Genomic DNA, 16834 nt, shown 5'->3' with positions numbered 1-16834 from the left:
CGATCGCCGCCCGGCGGCGGCGCCATTGAAGGAGAAGACTTTGCTTTCCGGCGTAGGTTTGTACCTATGCGCGTGTCAGCCGGTAGCCAAGCCGCTGGGCGTTGCTTGCCTACCGGCCTGCCTGCTTACTTACTTGCACGCAGCTCGTCGCGCAGCCGCTTGATCTCGTCGTGGTTGCGCTGGGCACCATCGGCATGCTGCTGGATCACCGCGCGCACGTCGGCGGGCAGGTCTTCCTTCAGGGCTTTGCGGTAGCGCGCCACTGCTGCGTCCTCGCCGCGTTCGCACTCCTCGAGCATCGAGAGCGCGCTGTTGGCACCCACCGAGCCTTTCACATGCACCCAGCCGCGGTGCATTGCGCCGCTCACCGTGCCGCCGTCGTCGGGCGAGCCGCCGAAGCGGCGGATGAGCTGGACCAGTTCGCCGGCCGCGCGCGCGCAGTCGGCCGACCGGTTCTGGAAGACCTGTTTGAGTTGCGGCGATTCGACTTCCTCGGCGCAGGCGCGGAAGCCGTATTCGCCGTCGCGCGAGTTCTCGAGCAGGTCGTTCAGCACCTCGACGACGTTTTCGGCGTTCGCGGTGTCGGCAGTGTTCGTGTAGTTGGCCATGTCTGGAAACTCCTTCATTCGTTGGCCTCGGGAAGACGAGGCAGTTGGGAAAAATTAAAAACTCCCGGCACTGCGCCTGCGCCGGGTCAGCCACCCATGGTGGCCGCATGCCCGAGCACCTATGTCGGCGTCGCCTGACGTCGGGTGTAAGCGTTCTTCGAGCAGCGCCGCACAGGCGCCGGCAGTCACTCGTCGCGCACGGGCTTTTCGGGCAATCCGGGCTGGCTGTACGGCGAACTGCCGTGGTTGTCGGTCTCGCCGACGCCCGCATCGCCCGGGCGGGGCGGCTTTTTCTGCGGCGTGATTGCGGGGCCGCTATTCGGCCCCACCGGGTCGTCGTTTTCGTTCTCGTTTTCCGCCGCGGTCTTGGCTTCGCGCTTCATGCTGCGCTGCGCGGGCATCTGCTCGCCATAGGCGGGGGCCGTGCCGGGCGCGCTACTGTGCGCCGTTGGGGTGGATCTGGTCACGCTCGATTCCTTTCGAAAAAACCACCGTGACCCCGGCAATGGCGCTCCGGCGTAGGAATGCGGCCCGTCTTCGGGGCATTCGAGTTCGCGCGCGGGCAGGCGCGCCACCGGCGCCGGAATGCTGTTCCTGCCTACAAGCGCATCGCCTGGATCGGCGACAAACACATCTGGCTTGCATATTTCCCTGTTTTCTTTCGAGGACCTCACCGATGGCCAACGAATTCTTCACACACTTTGGTGCCCGCAGCCTGCGCTACGGGCTGGCAGCCGCCGCGCTGGTGTCGCTGGGCGCCGCGGCCCAACCGGCGGGCAACCCCAAGGGCACCGTCACGCCGCCCAGCAGCGACGCGGAAAAGGCCCCCGCCACCCGCCCGCCCGAACAGGCCCGCGGTTCGATGGACCAGGGCAAGCTCGGCGCCGACAAGGGCCCGGCCAGCGCCCGCACGCAGACCTCCCGGCCGCCTTCGTCGGCCACCCCCGGCGGCATCGCGCCCTCGCGCGACGGCGATCCCAGCAAGCAGCAGCGCAGCGACGGCAGCAACCGCCATGCGCCCCCTGCTCCACAATGACCGGCACCGCCACCAAGGAACAAGGCCCATGACCACCTCCACCCCGCAGCAGATCGACGCCCGCATCGCTGGTCCGGTTGAATTCCGCGCCGGCGATGGCCCGGGACTGACGATCCCCGAGGGCGACTGCCAGGCGATGGTGGCCGACGACAGCGTCGTGCTCACCTGGTCGGAAGAGGGCCAATCGCTCACCGCGGCGATCCCGAAGATCGAGTTCGACCGCTACATCAGTTCGGGCGCGATCGTGCTCGGACGGAGCTGAGAAGCCGCTCCTATTCCTCGCGCAGGCTGCTGGCGCGCGCGTCGAGCGCCTGCGCGTACGAGGCGGCTTCGCCCGGCGTCATCGCGCCCTCGAGCTCTGCCAGCTCGAGGCGCTCGAAGTCGTACGCGATCCACTCGAACAGGTGCGACTTCGGCATGTCGTCCAGGTTGTCGCTGTCGCTCCAGCCCTGCAGGCGCATCGGCGCGCTTTCGAGCAGCATGCGCAGGTAGAGCGCACGCGCCACCTTGATCTGCGCGATCTGGCCCGGGTCGTGGATCAGCAGCCGCAGGCCCGCTAGCGCCTGCTCGCAGCGCAGCACGCGGCAGTGCGCCTCGCGGCTCCCGCCCTCGGCGGCCGCGGGGTCCACCTGCACGTTCCAGGTGCGATGAAACTCGCGCACGATGCGCGCATAGGCCAGTTGCTGCAGGCTCTGGAGCACACATTCCAGATGGGCTTGCATGGTGTTCCGCACCAGCGGCGCCTCAGCTGCGGTCGTCTTCGTCAGCGTCCACCGGATCGCCTTCGTCCGTGTCCGCCAGCTCGCCGGCCTCGGCCATGCTGTCGGGCAGGATGTCCGCATCGTCCTGCGGCGCGGGCGAATCGGCAGAGGCGCGCTCGCCCGTGCCGGCGGCGTCGGTGCTGCTGTCGTGCGCGACCGGGATCGCGCCCTCGGCCGCGTCGTCGGGAAGTGCGGTGCGTTCGCGCGCGATGCGCACGTCGCTTCCGCTGTCGCTGGTATCGCTCGGGCCCAGGCTGTCGATGTCGGTGCCCTTTGGTTCCTCTGGCGGGCGCGCGCCGCCCAGGATGCTGCTCGTGGCCATGTCTTCCTTCGATGGGTTCGTTGAGAAGACTTCAGGCTGCGCACCGGCGGCGTGCGGCTGCGTAGGAAAGGCGCGCATCCGGGCCGCCGTCATCGGCCGAGATCGTGGTTTGGGCGCCGGACCGGACTCGGCGGCGCGGCTCAGGCCTGCGCTTCGGTGAGCGCCTGCGCGGCCACCACCGCCTCGGTGCGATTGCGCACGTTGAGCGCGCGGAAGATCGCTGCCAGATGGATCTTGACCGTGCCCTCGCTGATGCCGAGGCTGCGGCCGATGAGCTTGTTCGGCTTGCCCTGCGAGAGCAGCTGCAGCACCTCGACCTGCCGCTCGGTGAGCACGCTGCGCAGGTGCTCGAGCGTCTGCGAGGAGGAAGCGGCCGCGGTGCGCGGCTCGCCTGCCGCGTTGGGCGCCACGCCGGCCACGATGCCCGGCGGCAGCGCCGCCAGCATCATCTGCGGCACGTAGACGCCGCCCGCGAGCACCAGCCGCACCGCCGACAGCATCACCTCGGGCGAATAGGCCTTCGGGATGAAGCCGAGCACGCCGCGCTCGAGCGCGCTGCGCATGATGGCGGGGTCTTCATAGCCCGACAGCACGATGACCGGCACGGCCGGATGGCGGCGGCGGATCTCGTCGATGTGGGCCTGGCCGTCGGCCCCGGGCATGTTGAGGTCGATCACGGCCAGGTCGAGCTCGTCGGTCGCGCTCGCGAGCAGTTCGTCGACGCTCATCGCCAGGACGAACTCGATGCCGGGTTCGAGCTCGGCCAACTTGGCCTTGACCGCCTCGATGACGAGCCGGTGGTCGTCGGCGATCAAAATTTTCATGGCATGTCCCAGCGTGCGGTGAATTCAGCGGATGCCGAAGATACCGGCGAATGCCCCGCGCAGCAAGGCTGTACCGCTCCACGAACGGCATAGGCCCCAAGCGGTATGGCGCCGCTCTCGCCTCCTTTGGAAGAATCGGCGTTCATTCGAAGGGGACATGGGCATGTGCCACAGCAGCAGACGCCGGTGCAAGGCATCCCTCCCGATGCGGCCGCGGTGATCGGGCGCAGTTCATGGCCCGGTTGCTCGACTGCTTCTCCGCCTTCGTTTCCTTCGGCCTCGCCCTCGATGCATCGATCGCCGCCGGCCGCGCCGAGCCGTCGCGTGCGGCGGCCCGGCAGCAGGCCCATCGCCTGCTCGATGCGGCACGCGCCAGCGCGGTGGGCAAGCCGCAGCCGCAGATCGAATCGGCCGCCTTCGCGATGGTGGCATGGATCGACGAGATCCTGGCGCGGTACCCCGACGGCCTGGGCGCGGTACCGCTCCAGGTAGAGCTGTTCAATTCCAATAACGCCGCGAGCGAGTTCTTCCATCACCTTTCCGCACTCGGGCCCGATGACGACGAGCTGCGCGAGGTCTATTGGCATGCGCTGGTGCTCGGCTTCAAGGGCCAGTACTACTTCGAAAGCGGCGACCGCGGCGAACTCGGCAAGCTCAAGGACCTGCATGGCCGGCAGCTGCGGCACGGCCCGCTGGCGCTCGGCAGCCTGGTGCAGGACCGCATCACGCCCCAGCCCTACGGCGTGCCCGATCCGCGCGGCCCGCCGGACATGCGGCGGCGCGACCGGGCGCTGCTGCGCGCGAGCGGCGCGCTCGCGCTGCTGCTGCCGCTTGCCTACCTGCTTTGGTGGATGTGGCTCGCAGGGCCACCCGCGCGCGAGCCGGGGCTGGCCCAGCGCATCGAGCAGCACCTGCAAGGCTATGCCTGCGCCGACCTGGCGGCGAGCGCCGGCCCAAACGGCAGCCTGCGCGTGAGCGGCTTCGTATCGCTGCCCGCGGACCTGGCGCGCATCGAACGCGAGGTGGCCGCGATGCCGGGTGCCGGCGCCGCCTCGTTCGACATCGCGTTGCGTGCCTGGCCGCAATGCGAGGTGTTCGCGATCCTCAAGCCCTACCAGCAGCGCAACCGCGACAAGGCCCACGGGCTGGGGGTGCAGTCGCCCACGGCCCACGCGCAGCGGCTGCGCGAAGGCGACGGCGTGCGTGTGGAGATCCGCGCGCCGAGCCACGATAGCTATGTGTGGGTCGACTACTACACCGCCGACGGGGCGGTGATGCACCTCAACGCCGGCCCGGCCGCCACGCGGCTGCGAGGGGGCGCGGGGCTGGTGCTCGGCACCGACATCCCGTCGAGCTGGCTCGTGGGCCCGCCGTTCGGCAGCGTGCTGGTCACCGTGATCTCGTCGCCCGCGCCGTTCCCCGAGACCGCCGATCGGCCGCCATTCGAACTGGCCTCGGACTACCTGTTGCGCCTGCGCGAAGCGCTCGCGGCCAACCGCGGCGGCGAGCGGCTGATCGCCGACCTGGCGGCGCTCCAGACCGTCGCGCGCTGAGGCCATCGCCATGCCCCCCACGGATCTTCTCTCGCCGGCCCACCTGTTCTGGCTGCTGCTCGCGCTGTGCCTGGGCGGCTTCGGGCTGCTCTACGCCGTGGTGCGTGATGCCGGGCGCGGCGCGCGGCGCCGGGCGCTCAAGCGGCGCATCGCGGCGCTCGGGCCGCCTGGCGCAGAAGACGACGAGGCGGCCTTCGAAGCCGCGCGCGAGGCCATGTCGCAGGCGCGCCAGATGCTGCGCCCGCGCGACGCGGCGGTACCGTGGTTTCTCTTCGCCGGCGATGCGCAGGCCGACCTGCCGTCCCTGCTCTCGACCGCGCGCGCCGAATGCGTGCAGCCCCCGGGCGGCGAGTCGCTCGGCGAACCGTACTGGCGCTGGTGGCTCAGCCGCTCGATGGCCGCCATCGCGCTGCATCCGAGCGCGGTCGGCGAGGCGGCCACCACGCCGCACGCACGCGCGCTGTGGCTTCATGCGCTGCTGGCGCTGGCCGAGCGGCGCGAGCGCATTCCGCTGCATGGCGTGGTGGTGTGCATGGCGGCCAGCGCGCTGCGCAACGCGAACGGCGACCAGGCCAAGCCGCTCGCGACACGCATGCGCCGCATGCTCGACGAAGCGGGCGACATGCTGCGACTGCAGATGCCGGTCTACCTGGTGGTGACCGGCCTCGAGCGCCTGCCCGGCTATGCCACGCTGCGCGGCGCACTGCCCCCCGAGGTGCTGGCCCAGGCCATCGGCCATCGCATGGCCGAGCCGATCGCATCGGGCGAAACGGCGGCCGCGCGGCTCGATGCCGTGTTCGGTCCCTTCGCGCAACAGCTGCATGCGCTGCGCATGGCGCTGCTGCGCGAACAGCCCGGACCGACGGGCCGTCTTGCGGTGCATGAATTCACGGAGGCGGTGCGTGCGCTGCAACCCGGGCTGCGCCAGGTGGCCGACGTGCTGTTCGGGCCCTACGCACGCGGTTCGCGCAAGCCGCGCTGGCGCGGCCTGTACTTCACGGCCGCTGGGTCCGAGGCGACCGGCGGCGCCTTCGTGAACGAACTGTTCGAGCGCTTCCTGCCGGCCGACCAGCCGCTGGTGCGGCCGGGCCGCACGCCGTCGGGCGCGCCGCCCTGACGGCGCGGCCTACTTGGTGTCGATGCGGATCGCGCGCGCGCCGAAGTTCACGTCGAAGGCCTGCGCCTTGCCGGTCTGCACAGGGCGCACTTCGCGCCAGCGTGCGCGGTCGAGGTCGCGGAACGCGGCCATCACGCCGATGGCCTTGGCATCGGCCGGCAGCGTGAGATCGAGCTTTTTGCTCTCGCCGGGGCGCAGCAGCACTTCTTCGCGCTGCACGAGCTCGGCACCGAGCGTGGCCTGGTCTTTCTCGAACAGCGAGAAGAAGTCGGCACTCTCGAACGGACCCGGCGACTTCAGCACGTAGACGCGCACCGTGAGCGGCGAGGCGCGGCCGCGCGCATCGGGGTTGGCATCGGCCGCTGCGGCCAGGTTGATCGACACGGTCGTGACGACGGGCTTGGGCGCGCAACCGGCCAGCAGCACACCCGCGCATGCCAGGCCGCAGGCCAGCACCAGGCGCCGCGAACCCGCAGCAAGAGAGCGTCCATAGGACGAATGGCGTGTACCCAGCGTGCGCATGCTATTCCCTTCGTTGCATTGACCGGTTTGGAGGCATCTTTGATTATCACCAGCCAACTCGAACAGGCAACATGCTGACCAACGAACTTGTCGAAGCCCTGCTCACGCCCATCGGCGAGGCATCGCCGTGCGGCGACGATCTCGAATACGACGCGGCCTTCACAGCGCTCTCGGCCGCGTCGCAGGGCAAGCCCGAGCAGCAGTTCGGCGACACCGTGATCCCCGCGGTGGAGCCGGAATGGCGCGAAGTGGCCGAACAGTCCGACGCCATCCTGCGCCGCAGCAAGGACGTGCGCGCCGCGGTGCTGCTGCTGCGCGCCGCAACGCGCCTGCAGGGCGTCGCGGGCTTCGCCGCGGGGCTCCAGCTGTTGATCGGCCTGCTCGACCGCTTCTGGGACGGCATACATCCAATGCTCGATGCCGACGACGGCAACGATCCCACCATGCGCCTCAATGCGCTGGCGCCGCTGTCCGACGAGAACATGGTGCTGCGCGATCTCTACGAGGCGCAGGTCGGCGTCGCCGCGGGCGTCGGTCCGATCCGCGTGCGCGACGTCGCGATCGCGAACAACGCCCTGGGCGTGGGCGGCGACCCCACCTATTCGATGTCGCAGATCCAGGGCGGTCTCGAAGCCCTGCAGGCCGAACGGCCCGAGCTGCTGCAGGCCGCCATCGGCACGACGGCGCAGGTCGAGCAGCTGCAGGCCCTGCTGGTGGAGCGCACCGGGCGCGCCGACGCGATCGACTTGGGCGCACTGCGCGGCATCGCGCGCATGCTGCAGAAGGCCTGCAGCCTTGCGAGCGGTGTGCCCGATGACGCGCAGGCCGGGGACGCCGCCGCAGGCGACGAAGCGCAGGCCGCAGGCAACGCGCCGCGCATGGCCGCCGCGCGCGGCGAGATCCAGAGCCGGCAGGACGCGCTGCAGATGCTCGACCGCGTGATCCGCTATCTCGAGCAGACCGAACCGGGCAATCCGGCGCCGCTCCTGATCGAACGCGCCAAGAAGCTCATCGGCGTGAGCTTCCTCGAGATCATGGCCAACCTCGCGCCCAACGCGCTCGACACCATCGAGACGGTGACGGGCAAGCGGGCGTCCGAATAAGCCTCTCCATTCAGAGTTTTCGTTTTTCCATCGACCCGCCCCATTCACACCCGCAAGGAGCATCTCCATGGCCAAGAGCAGTCAGAAATTCATCGCCAGAAACCGGGCGCCCCGGGTCCAGATCGAGTACGACGTCGAACTCTACGGCGCCGAGAAGAAGATCCAGCTGCCCTTCGTCATGGGCGTGCTGGCCGACCTGTCGGGCAAGCCCGCCGATCCGCTGGCGCCCGTGGCCGACCGCAAGTTCCTCGAGTTCGACGTCGACAACTTCGACTCGCGCATGAAGGCGATGAAGCCGCGTGCGGCCTTCGCCGTCGAGAACTCGCTGACCGGCGAAGGCGAGCTCAAGGTAGAGCTGACCTTCGAGAGCATGGACGACTTCTCGCCCGCCGCCGTGGCCCGCAAGGTCGGTGCGCTCAGCAAGCTGCTCGAGGCACGCACCCAGCTGTCGAACCTCGTCACCTACATGGACGGCAAGAACGGCGCCGAGGAACTGCTGGCCAAGGTGCTCGAGGACCCGGCGCTCTTGCAGTCGCTCGCGGCCACCCAGAAGCCCGTCGACGACGCCGCCACGTCGCCGCCCGCCGCCTGACGACACCCCTTTTTTTCCATTTCCGCACACCCGGTTCACGAGGAGTAACCCACCATGGCCGAAGCACTCGAACAGAGCGCGTTGAAAGACGTCGCCTATGCGGGCAGCGACTTTTCGTCGCTGCTGCAGAAAGAATTCAAGCCGCGCAGCGATGAAGCCAAGAGCGCGGTCGAAGCCGCCGTGCTCACGCTGGCCCAGCAGGCACTGGTCAATACCACCGTCATCGGCAAGGACGTCACCAAGTCGATCCAGGCCATGATCGCCGCGATCGACGCCAAGCTGACCGACCAGGTCAACAAGGTCATTCACCACCCCGACTACCAGAAGCTCGAGAGTGCATGGCGCGGCCTGCACTACATGGTCAACAACACCGAGACCGACGAGCACCTGAAGATTCGCGTGATGGACATCTCCAAGCAGGAGCTCGCCAAGACGCTGAAGAAGTTCAAGGGCGCCGCCTGGGACCAGAGCCCGATGTTCAAGAAGGTCTACGAACAGGAATACGGCCAGTTCGGCGGCGAGCCCTTCGGCGCGCTCGTGGGCGACTACCACTTCGACCAGAGCCCGCCCGACGTGGAGATGCTCGGCGAGATGGCGAAGATCGCCGCCTCGGCGCATGCGCCCTTCATCACCGGCGCGAGCCCCAACCTGATGCAGATGGAATCGTGGCAGGAGCTCGCCAATCCGCGCGACCTGACCAAGATCTTCCAGACCCCCGAATACGCCGGCTGGCGCACGCTGCGCGAGTCGGACGACTCCAAGTACCTCGGCCTGTGCATGCCGCGCTTCCTGGCGCGCACGCCGTATGGCGCCAACACCAACCCGGTGGAGGAGTTCGACTTCGAGGAAGACGTGGCCGGTGCCGACCACAGCAAGTACGCCTGGGCCAATGCCGCCTATGCGATGGCCACCAACATCAATCGCTCGTACAAGCTCTACGGCTGGGGTTCGCGCATCCGCGGCATCGAGTCGGGCGGCGCGGTCGAGAACCTGCCGCTGCACACCTTCCCGAGCGACGACGGCGGCGTGGACCAGAAGTGCCCGACCGAGATCGCGATCAGCGACCGGCGCGAGGCCGAGCTGTCGAAGGCCGGCCTGCTCTCGCTGATCCACCGCAAGAACTCGGACTTCGCGGCCTTCATCGGCGCGCAGTCGCTGCACAAGCCGGCAGAGTACGACGACCCCGACGCCACCGCCAACGCCAACCTGGCCGCGCGCCTGCCCTACCTGTTCGCCTGCAACCGCTTCGCGCACTACCTGAAGTGCATCGTGCGCGACAAGGTCGGCAGCTTCAAGGAGAAGAGCGACATGGAGCGCTGGCTCAACAAGTGGATCATGAACTACGTCGACGGCGACCCCGTCAACTCGTCCGAGGAGACCAAGGCGCGCAAGCCGCTCGCGGCCGCCGAGGTGGTCGTCGAGGAGGTCGAGGGCAACCCCGGCTACTACAGCTCCAAGTTCTTTTTGCGCCCGCACTACCAGCTCGAAGGCCTCACGGTCTCGCTGCGGCTGGTGTCGAAGCTGCCGTCCGCGAAGGGCGGCAAATAAAGAGAAGAGAAGAGAAAAGAAAACAGGCGCGCGGCCTTTGAAAAAAAGCCTGCTCGCTCGTTCTCAAGACAGCTCCCGGGCACCCACGCTGAAGCGACGCACGGAAGCCCCTTCATCTAGACCACCACTGACTCACACAACTGAAAGGTAAGCATCATGGCTGCAGACATGTTTTTGAAGCTCGAAGGCGTCGACGGCGAATCCAAGGACGACGGACACAAGAAGGAGATCGACGTGCTCTCGTGGAGCTGGGGCGCCAGCCAGTCGGGCACCGGCCACGTCGGCGGCGGCTCGGGCGCCGGCAAGGTCAACGTGCAGGACCTCTCGTTCACCAAGTACGTCGACTCCGCGTCGCACCTGCTACTGCTCGACTGCTGCAACGGCCAGCACATCAAGAAGGGCGTGCTCACCGTGCGCAAGGCAGGCGCCACGCCGCTCGAATACATCAAACTCACGATGGAAGACATCCTCGTGACCGCCATCAGCACCGGCGGCAGCGGCGGCGAAGACCGCCTGGCCGAAACCATCACGCTGAATTTCTCGAAGTTCAAGTACGAGTACACGCCGCAGAAGTCGGACGGCTCGGGCGACGGCGTGAAGGAAACCGGCTGGGACATCGCTGCGAACAAGAAGGTCTGACGATTGGGGGGGCTACGGGCCTCCTTCATGAGTTCGCCTGCGGCGGCCTCGGTTCACACCGGGCCGCCGTTTTTTTTGGTTCTTCGCCGGTCGGCGTGATCAAGCGTGCCGCACCAGTTCACATTCCTGCCGCACTCGTAAAGCGGAGCTCAGCAGTTGCCCCCCCGCCTCGTGAACTAGTTCCTGGGTCACAAGCTCCTGCCCTCACAGAATGACCGGCTGCCTCGCGCCGCCGTCTCCCTTGCCTCACGCGAGAAGAGATCGGCCGATGCTGGCGGCGCCGGCCGGTTGGCTCGGGCGAATACAAGGTTTGCAACACAGAGGGAGAACGTTCATGACGTGCAGTTATCGGGTGAGGTCGAGCTTTTTTTACCTGGCGTTCGGCGCGCTGGTCGCCGGCTGCGGCGGTGGGGGTGGAGGCGGTGGCGGTTTCCCGTTTCCAGTCGCGGGCGTCCCTGCTCCCGCGCCGCCCGATTCAGGCACGCCGACTCCGGCTCCAGCCCCAGCTCCGGAAGAGCTTCCCGCTTGCCTGGCGATGCCGGGTGAAGGCATGGAGGTCGCGGTCAGCGTCTCGACGACGCTCGGCATTCCGCTGCCGCTGGGCGTTGCCACATTGACCAACGAAGGGCCGAAGGCCTTCGAGGGGCAATCCTTTCCGTCGCTGAGTGTCCGCAGCGTGTTCGAGCGCATGGCGGGCCGCGAGTCGCGCCATTCGCTTCACATGCTGGCCGATGCGCCTTTGCTGCCGGTTGGCGCTACGACTTACTCGGCCGACGATGTCTGGGGGAATCGGCGATACGCCTACACCTACGCCAACCTGACGCTGGCGCAGCTGAGTGCAAAGATCAAAGATGGCACAGCCAGCTTTTCGTGGGGTACTCTGGGCTCGGAGCCTAACTGGGAGTGGCTGAGTGGCCTGACCACGTGGGGTAACAACACGTACATTCTGCCGGACGGCGCGAGGTCGGAGATGCTCAATAACTATGGCGGGATGTCGATTCCAGACTTGACCCCCGCCATGCCATCCCTGTCGATCTTCAACGCCGACGCGCCGACAACACTGCTCATGCTGGAACGCCGCGCCAGGGGATCGAGTCCGTTCCCCACGAACTTCAGGACTGGCGTCAAGGAACTTACCTTGACCAACGCCGGCCGTGAGGACGTGAAGGTTGGCGAGATCACGTATGCGAAGGCGTGCAAGGTCAACATCGTGGTTCGTCGCGCCGACATGTACATCTATAGCGCAAAGCCGGAGACTCTCGAAACCCGCACTGCCAGCGCATGGTTCGGCCCGTCGGGCCTGGTGAAGGTCGAACTGAACGCCAAGGCGCCCTGACCGCAGCGAGCGCCGGCATGCAACGCCGGCGCTCGCTACTCACTCCGAGGCCACCGGCTCCGCCATGAGCCGCGTGGCCTCGTCGTCTTCTGCATCGGCGATCACCCACAGCGTCAGCGCCGTGTAGTTGTCATGGCCGGGCTTGGCGCGCGCCTTGATCTGGCCGTCGAGCTGCTCGGTCCACTGGCTTGGGGTGCGCGAGGCATGCAGGGTTTCGACCAGGCATTCGTCGCCGAGCGGCTCCCAGACGCCGTCGCTGCACAAGAGCAGCACATCCCCAGGCTGCAGCCGCATGCGGTCGGACACCGCGATGTCGGGCGCCTCCTCGAGCGAGCCCAGCGCCGACAGCAGCATGTTGCGCTGCGGATGCAGCCGCGCGCCTTCCTCGTCGAGCATGCCGCCCGCCACCATCTGTTGCACCAGGCTGTGGTCGGTGGTGCGCGCGACGATGGCGCCGCCGCGAAACAGGTAGGCGCGGCTGTCGCCGCTGTGCACCCAGGCGAGCGCATGGTCCTCGAGGTCGATGGCCGCGAACACGACGGTCGAGCGCATGCCCGCGAGCTTGCCGCCCTCGGCCTGGCGCGCCACCACGTCGCGGTTGGCCTGCTCCACCAGGATGCGCAGCACGCCCTGGTCGAGGCTCGGTCCGGCCGAGAACGCGCCGAGCATGCTCGCGCGCACCGTGGCCGCTGCCACGTCGCCGCCACCGTGTCCGCCCGCGCCATCGGCCACCAGGCAGGCGACAAAGCGCTCGTCGTGCCAATGGCCGTGCACGTCTTCGTTGTAGCTGCGGCCGCCCTGGCGGGACAGCGTGACGATTTCGATTTCCAAGCGGATGCCTCTTGCTTGTCTGGTTGCTGTGCTGCGGAAACTCAGCGGCCCGGGGGCGTGCCGGCATCGGCCTTGAGCCGCGCCATCTGTTCTTCGTACGCTTCGAGAAAAGCCTTGCCGAAGAGGTTGTGGAAGTCGTCCTCCGCTTCGCTCGCGATGCCGCCGTAGAGCGCCACGAACTGGTCCCAGAGCTTGGCCTTGCGGTTGGCGGCGAACAGCGAATCGAGCGCCGACCTGGCGCTGATCTTCTTTTCGAGCTCGTCGGGCTCGAAGCGCGCGATCACGTGCGCGAGCGCCGCGCGCAGGCCCACCATCACGCCGAACTGGTGGGCGCGCAGGTCGTCGAAGGCATCGCGCATCGCGGCCTCGGCCGGCATGAAACCGCGCACGCCGGGCCCCAGCAGGTGCGCGAGCGCGACCTCCACCGTGGGCGAGAACTTCAGCGGGTTGTTGGCCTGCGACGCGATCATCGTGACCTCGGCGCGCACCTCGCGCTTGAACTCCTGGCGCGTGAGCAGCAGCTGCAGCGTGCCCTCCGTGGTGCTGCGCAGCAGGGTGCCGATGCGCTCCATCAGGCCCGGGGTGAGCACCGCGGGCGGCTGGTGCAGGTTGCCGAGGCCGCGCAGCAAGGCGGCGAGCAGCTCGTCGTCGGTGGCGGAGCGCTCGGCGGCGGCTGCGGCGGGCCGCTGCGGCACCGGCGCGGGCGCGAACACCGGCGGTGGCGCTGGCGGCAGCTCGCGCGCCGGGGTGTCCGGGCCGCTGATGCGGATCGGCTGGTCCGCAATGTCGTCGAACGCGGGCAGCAGCGGTTCGGCCGGCGCGGGCGGCGGCGTCACGGCCCTGGGTGGCGTGAAGCCGAAATGGTCGATCGGCAAATGGTCGGCGCGCGGCGTCGGCGTGGCTGGCGCCGCGCTCTGCAGCGCGGCGAGCGGGTCGGCCGACGATGCGGTGTTCGGCTGCAGCAGCGGATCGGCGAGCGGCGACAGGGCCAGCGGATCGCCGCCGATGCCGCCGGCACCCGCCGTGCCACCGAAGAGCGCGTCGATGCCCTCCGCCTTGCCGTGCGCGGGCGGCGCGCCGAGGTCGGAAAAATCTTCGAGCGCGCCCATGCCCGCGGCCGGCGCCGACGCCGCATCGGCGCCGAGCAGGCCGGCGAAGGGATCGACCTGCGCTGCCTGCGCATTGCGCGAGCCGGTGGCCATCGGGTCGGGGAAGAGCAGCGGGTCGGCGGACGCGGGCGCCTTCGCGTGCGCGGCGGCAGCGGGTGCGGCGGCCGGCGAGCCCAGGCCCGCGAGCAGGTCGGCGAACGGATCGTCGCTGCTGCTGGCCGGCGCTGCCGGTGCGGGCGCACCCGGTGCCACGGTGTGGGGAATGGCAAGTGCCGGCGGCATCGCGGCCGTCACGCGCACGCCGAGTTCGAAGCTGCCGATGACGAGCCGCGCGCCATCGGCGAGCGGCGCCTCCTTGCCCGCGCCCAGCGACACGCCGTTGCACTGCATCGGGTTGCTGCCGCGGTCGATGATGAAGTACTGGCCATCGCGGCACAGCACCTGCGCATGCACGCGCGAGACGGTGCGGTCGGGATCGTCGAGCACGAGCGTGTTGGTTTCGGCGCGGCCGATGGTGCCGCCGTTGGGGCCGAAGTCGGCGGCGATGGCCGGGCCTGCCGCAGCGCCTTGCCGGGTGATGACAGCGATATGGATCATGAATCGGCCCTCGGGGCAGCTAGGCCCGAATACAGCCCGTGCGCGCGCGGGCGAAGATGTCCGAAGGAGTATTCATTCCAGTGCGCGGATTGGCAATCTCGCCGGAAGAGATATGCCGTGGCCGCGATGAAGTGCTTGCCTCAAGGCGCCAGCAGCAGCACGAGCGTCTGGCTCGGCACGGTGCGCACGCCGGGACAGTTGGTGCTGTTCTGCAAGGAGGTGCTGGTCAGGCGGGTGGCGGGCATGCTGTTCAGCAACACCGTGAACGCACCCGTCAGGTGCCGGCTCGGGCCCATGACGGTTCCCGAGGCCACGCCGAGCAGCACGCCCGCGTTGTCGCCGTTGGTCATCGGAATGGTCGTGCCGAGGTTGTGGGCCGGCGTGCCCATGAACAGGATGGTCGGACAGTTCGGAATGGCCATCGGCCCCATCGCGATGTTCGGATAGGGGACCGGAATCGGCGATGGCGCAGCGGGCGTGATGCAGACGTCGGGGAACCCCATGTCCGTGCCCATCATCTGGCAGTTGGCGAACATGCGCGTCCTCAGCCGAAATGAATTTGCGCGCCGCGCGTCTTCACCAGCTTCGCGCCGTTGATGAGCGCATGCTCGCCGCGCAAGTGGAGCAGCTGCGCGGCATCGCATTCGATGTGGTCGGCGCTGACGCGGTCGAGCCCGCGCGTGGTCCGCAGGTAGTGCTGGCTGAAATGGTTGACGCGGTCCATCACGGTGCTGAGCACGCTTCCGACCAGCTTGACCGTGCCGGCAATCAGGCGCACGCGCTCGCCGACGTACTCGGCCGCGTCGATCGACACGGCGGCGGTGTCGGCCCGCATCTCGAGGCGCGCAGACTTCATCTGCAGCTGCTCGGCCTCGAGCGCGAGCCGGCCACCTTCCACGACGAAGCGCGTGTCGCCGCTGCACTGAAGCAGGCGCTCCTGCGCGCCGGCGCAGCGCTCCAGCACGCCCAGCACCCAGACGTCGTCCGGCGCAGCGCCGAAGCACAGCACGGTGTCCCCGGCGATGGGCGCGAGCAGGCAACTGGCCGCCGTACGAACGCGCGTGAATGCCTCGCCGTTCCGGATGCATGGCTGACCGTCGTCGCCTGCTTCCAGCAGCGCGGTCCAGCAGTGCTCGGGATGGCCGGCGTGGGGCGGTTGGACGGCAGCAGCGGGGCGGCTTCGGTGCAGCGCGGCGTCGGCCCTGCGAGGTGTGTGGCGAGAGGTGGTCTTCATGGCAGCACTTCCATCAAAAGAAATCGAGCGGCATCGGCAGGCGAACATCAGACCGGGACAGGCCGCCAGTCCTCGGCCTGCGCGAGGTCGGCGTCGGTCTCCAGTGCCCGCGCGCGGTCGTCCATCCGGGCGTCGTCGGTCTTCGCGCGGTGCAGGCAGGCACGGGCCAGGGTCGCGTCGCTCAGGTCCGCGCGCTGGAGGTTGGCGTGGCGCAGGTCGGCATAGGTCAGGTCGGCGCCAACGAACCGTGCGCCGTCAAGGCTCGCGCCTGCAAAGTGCACCTGGTAGAGCTGTGCAGCGCTGAAGTTGGCTTGCGGCAGGCGGGCACCTGTGAACAGCGCCTGGGCCAGCTTGGCGTGGCTGAAATCCACGCCCGCCCCCTCGGCTTCGCAGAAGAGCGCGAGCGGCGCATCGATGCGGTCGAAGCGGGCCTCGTCGAGCTTGGCCGATTGGAAGTTGCACTGGCGCAGCGCGGCGCCGCTGAAAAGCGCGCCGCGCAGGTCGGCGCCTGCGAACTGGCAGCTCTCGAGCGCCACGCCCTCGAAGGAGACGCCCGCGAGCTGGGTCGTCGAGAACGCGGTGCGCAGCAGGGTGGCGCCCTGCCATCCGACATGGCGCAGGTCGCAACCGGCGACCGTGGTGTGGACCCAGCGCGTGTTCTCCGCCCCCACGTCGAGCAGGCTGCTCTCGGTCAGCACGCTGGCATCGAGCAGCGCGCCGCGCAGCATCGCGTGGTCCAGGCGTGAGCGGGTGCAGGCGAGCATGCTCAGGTCGGCATCCGTGAGGTTGACATGCGATGCGTCGCACTCGCTGAGCACGGCCGCGTGCAGGGCCGCCGCGCGCAGATCGGCGTGCGCCATCTGGCATTGATCGAAGACGGCGCGCTGCAGCCGCGCACCGCCCAGCAATGCCCCTCGCAGGTCGCACTGATTGAAGACCGCCTCGCGCAGGTCGGCCCCGCGCAGGTCGGCCTTGGAGAAATCGGTGCGATCGAACAAGGCACCGGCCAGGCTGGCGTTCGCGAAGTGGCCGCCCGAGAGGTCCAGGTCGGGAATCGATTCGCCGAGCAGCACGGCAAGTACCAGCGTGGTCGCGTTCATCT

Annotated in this window: 20 protein-coding genes; 9 read left to right on the top strand and 11 right to left on the bottom strand. The window is 68.7% G+C overall.

All coding sequences use genetic code 11. The annotated features are described in order from the left end of the window. Nucleotides 1–125 precede the first annotated feature (125 nt). Together AC3A6R_RS26285 and AC3A6R_RS26280 are read right to left on the bottom strand one after the other, a co-directional pair. Nucleotides 126–608, bottom strand: coding sequence for a ferritin-like domain-containing protein (locus AC3A6R_RS26285; RefSeq protein ID WP_487861372.1), 483 nt, complete (start codon nt 606–608; stop codon nt 126–128). A 185-nt stretch (nt 609–793) separates the two neighbouring features. Then, nucleotides 794–1075, bottom strand: a complete 282-nt coding sequence (locus AC3A6R_RS26280; RefSeq protein WP_487866052.1) for a hypothetical protein — start codon at nt 1073–1075, stop codon at nt 794–796. Nucleotides 1076–1284: 209 nt separating this feature from the next. Here AC3A6R_RS26280 and AC3A6R_RS26275 point away from each other — a divergent pair, with 209 nt between their 5' ends. Together AC3A6R_RS26275 and AC3A6R_RS26270 are read left to right on the top strand one after the other, a co-directional pair. Further along, nucleotides 1285–1644 (top strand): translation initiation factor IF-2, encoded by a 360-nt coding sequence (locus AC3A6R_RS26275; protein WP_487866051.1) that lies wholly within the window; start codon nt 1285–1287, stop codon nt 1642–1644. A gap of 28 nt (nt 1645–1672) precedes the next feature. Further along, entirely contained in the window at nt 1673–1906 is a 234-nt protein-coding gene (locus tag AC3A6R_RS26270) for a hypothetical protein (RefSeq protein WP_487861369.1), read from the top strand. A 10-nt stretch (nt 1907–1916) separates the two neighbouring features. Here the strand turns inward: AC3A6R_RS26270 and AC3A6R_RS26265 are convergent, their stop codons facing one another. From AC3A6R_RS26265 to AC3A6R_RS26255, 3 genes are all read right to left on the bottom strand, one after another. Continuing rightward, nucleotides 1917–2366 carry a hypothetical protein gene (locus tag AC3A6R_RS26265; RefSeq protein WP_487866050.1) on the bottom strand — a complete coding sequence of 150 codons (450 nt, stop codon included), beginning with the start codon at nt 2364–2366 and terminating at the stop codon, nt 1917–1919. A gap of 22 nt (nt 2367–2388) precedes the next feature. After that, nucleotides 2389–2727, bottom strand: a complete 339-nt coding sequence (locus AC3A6R_RS26260; RefSeq protein WP_487866049.1) for a hypothetical protein — start codon at nt 2725–2727, stop codon at nt 2389–2391. A 140-nt stretch (nt 2728–2867) separates the two neighbouring features. Continuing rightward, nucleotides 2868–3551, bottom strand: a complete 684-nt coding sequence (locus tag AC3A6R_RS26255) for a response regulator (RefSeq protein WP_487861366.1) — start codon at nt 3549–3551, stop codon at nt 2868–2870. A 233-nt stretch (nt 3552–3784) separates the two neighbouring features. Between AC3A6R_RS26255 and AC3A6R_RS26250 the strand changes: the two genes are divergently transcribed. Next, nucleotides 3785–5104: a DotU family type IV/VI secretion system protein gene (locus AC3A6R_RS26250; RefSeq protein ID WP_487866048.1), complete on the top strand. Its 1320-nt coding sequence runs from the start codon at nt 3785–3787 to the stop codon at nt 5102–5104. A 10-nt stretch (nt 5105–5114) separates the two neighbouring features. Next, the gene (locus tag AC3A6R_RS26245) at nt 5115–6221 is read left to right on the top strand and encodes a type VI secretion system protein (protein WP_487866047.1); all 1107 of its coding nucleotides are present in this window, start codon (nt 5115–5117) and stop codon (nt 6219–6221) included. A 9-nt stretch (nt 6222–6230) separates the two neighbouring features. Here the strand turns inward: AC3A6R_RS26245 and tssJ are convergent, their stop codons facing one another. Then, nucleotides 6231–6743 (bottom strand): type VI secretion system lipoprotein TssJ, encoded by a 513-nt coding sequence (gene tssJ / locus AC3A6R_RS26240; protein WP_487861363.1) that lies wholly within the window; start codon nt 6741–6743, stop codon nt 6231–6233. Between the two features lie 71 nt (nt 6744–6814). Between tssJ and tssA the strand changes: the two genes are divergently transcribed. From tssA to AC3A6R_RS26215, 5 genes are all read left to right on the top strand, one after another. Continuing rightward, on the top strand, nt 6815–7846 hold the full coding sequence (gene tssA / locus AC3A6R_RS26235) for a type VI secretion system protein TssA (protein ID WP_487866046.1): 1032 nt from the start codon (nt 6815–6817) through the stop codon (nt 7844–7846). Nucleotides 7847–7913: 67 nt separating this feature from the next. Continuing rightward, the gene (gene tssB, locus AC3A6R_RS26230) at nt 7914–8438 is read left to right on the top strand and encodes a type VI secretion system contractile sheath small subunit (protein WP_487861361.1); all 525 of its coding nucleotides are present in this window, start codon (nt 7914–7916) and stop codon (nt 8436–8438) included. Nucleotides 8439–8492: 54 nt separating this feature from the next. Further along, nucleotides 8493–9986, top strand: a complete 1494-nt coding sequence (gene tssC, locus AC3A6R_RS26225) for a type VI secretion system contractile sheath large subunit (RefSeq protein WP_487861360.1) — start codon at nt 8493–8495, stop codon at nt 9984–9986. A gap of 156 nt (nt 9987–10142) precedes the next feature. Further along, nucleotides 10143–10625, top strand: a complete 483-nt coding sequence (locus tag AC3A6R_RS26220) for an Hcp family type VI secretion system effector (RefSeq protein WP_487861359.1) — start codon at nt 10143–10145, stop codon at nt 10623–10625. Nucleotides 10626–10959: 334 nt separating this feature from the next. Beyond that, a complete protein-coding gene (locus AC3A6R_RS26215) occupies nt 10960–11961 on the top strand; it encodes a hypothetical protein (RefSeq protein WP_487866045.1) in 1002 nt (333 codons plus the stop codon). A gap of 39 nt (nt 11962–12000) precedes the next feature. Here the strand turns inward: AC3A6R_RS26215 and AC3A6R_RS26210 are convergent, their stop codons facing one another. The 5 genes from AC3A6R_RS26210 to AC3A6R_RS26190 form a co-directional block, all read right to left on the bottom strand. Then, a complete protein-coding gene (locus AC3A6R_RS26210; RefSeq protein ID WP_487866044.1) occupies nt 12001–12792 on the bottom strand; it encodes a PP2C family protein-serine/threonine phosphatase in 792 nt (263 codons plus the stop codon). A gap of 41 nt (nt 12793–12833) precedes the next feature. Then, nucleotides 12834–14498 carry a type VI secretion system-associated FHA domain protein TagH gene (gene tagH / locus AC3A6R_RS26205; protein ID WP_487866043.1) on the bottom strand — a complete coding sequence of 555 codons (1665 nt, stop codon included), beginning with the start codon at nt 14496–14498 and terminating at the stop codon, nt 12834–12836. 140 nt (nt 14499–14638) lie between these two features. Next, complete coding sequence (locus AC3A6R_RS26200; protein WP_487861355.1) at nt 14639–15034, bottom strand: DUF4150 domain-containing protein; 396 nt, start codon at nt 15032–15034, stop codon at nt 14639–14641. An 8-nt stretch (nt 15035–15042) separates the two neighbouring features. After that, nucleotides 15043–15732, bottom strand: a complete 690-nt coding sequence (locus AC3A6R_RS26195) for a DUF3540 domain-containing protein (RefSeq protein ID WP_487866042.1) — start codon at nt 15730–15732, stop codon at nt 15043–15045. 47 nt (nt 15733–15779) lie between these two features. Further along, nucleotides 15780–16832, bottom strand: a complete 1053-nt coding sequence (locus AC3A6R_RS26190) for a pentapeptide repeat-containing protein (RefSeq protein WP_487866041.1) — start codon at nt 16830–16832, stop codon at nt 15780–15782. Nucleotides 16833–16834: the final 2 nt, after the last annotated feature.

The sequence above is a fragment of the Variovorax sp. Soil_C_19 genome, from assembly GCF_057657255.1.
The sequence above is the reverse complement of the archived record's forward strand: the minus strand, read 5'-3'. Positions and strand labels throughout refer to the sequence as shown.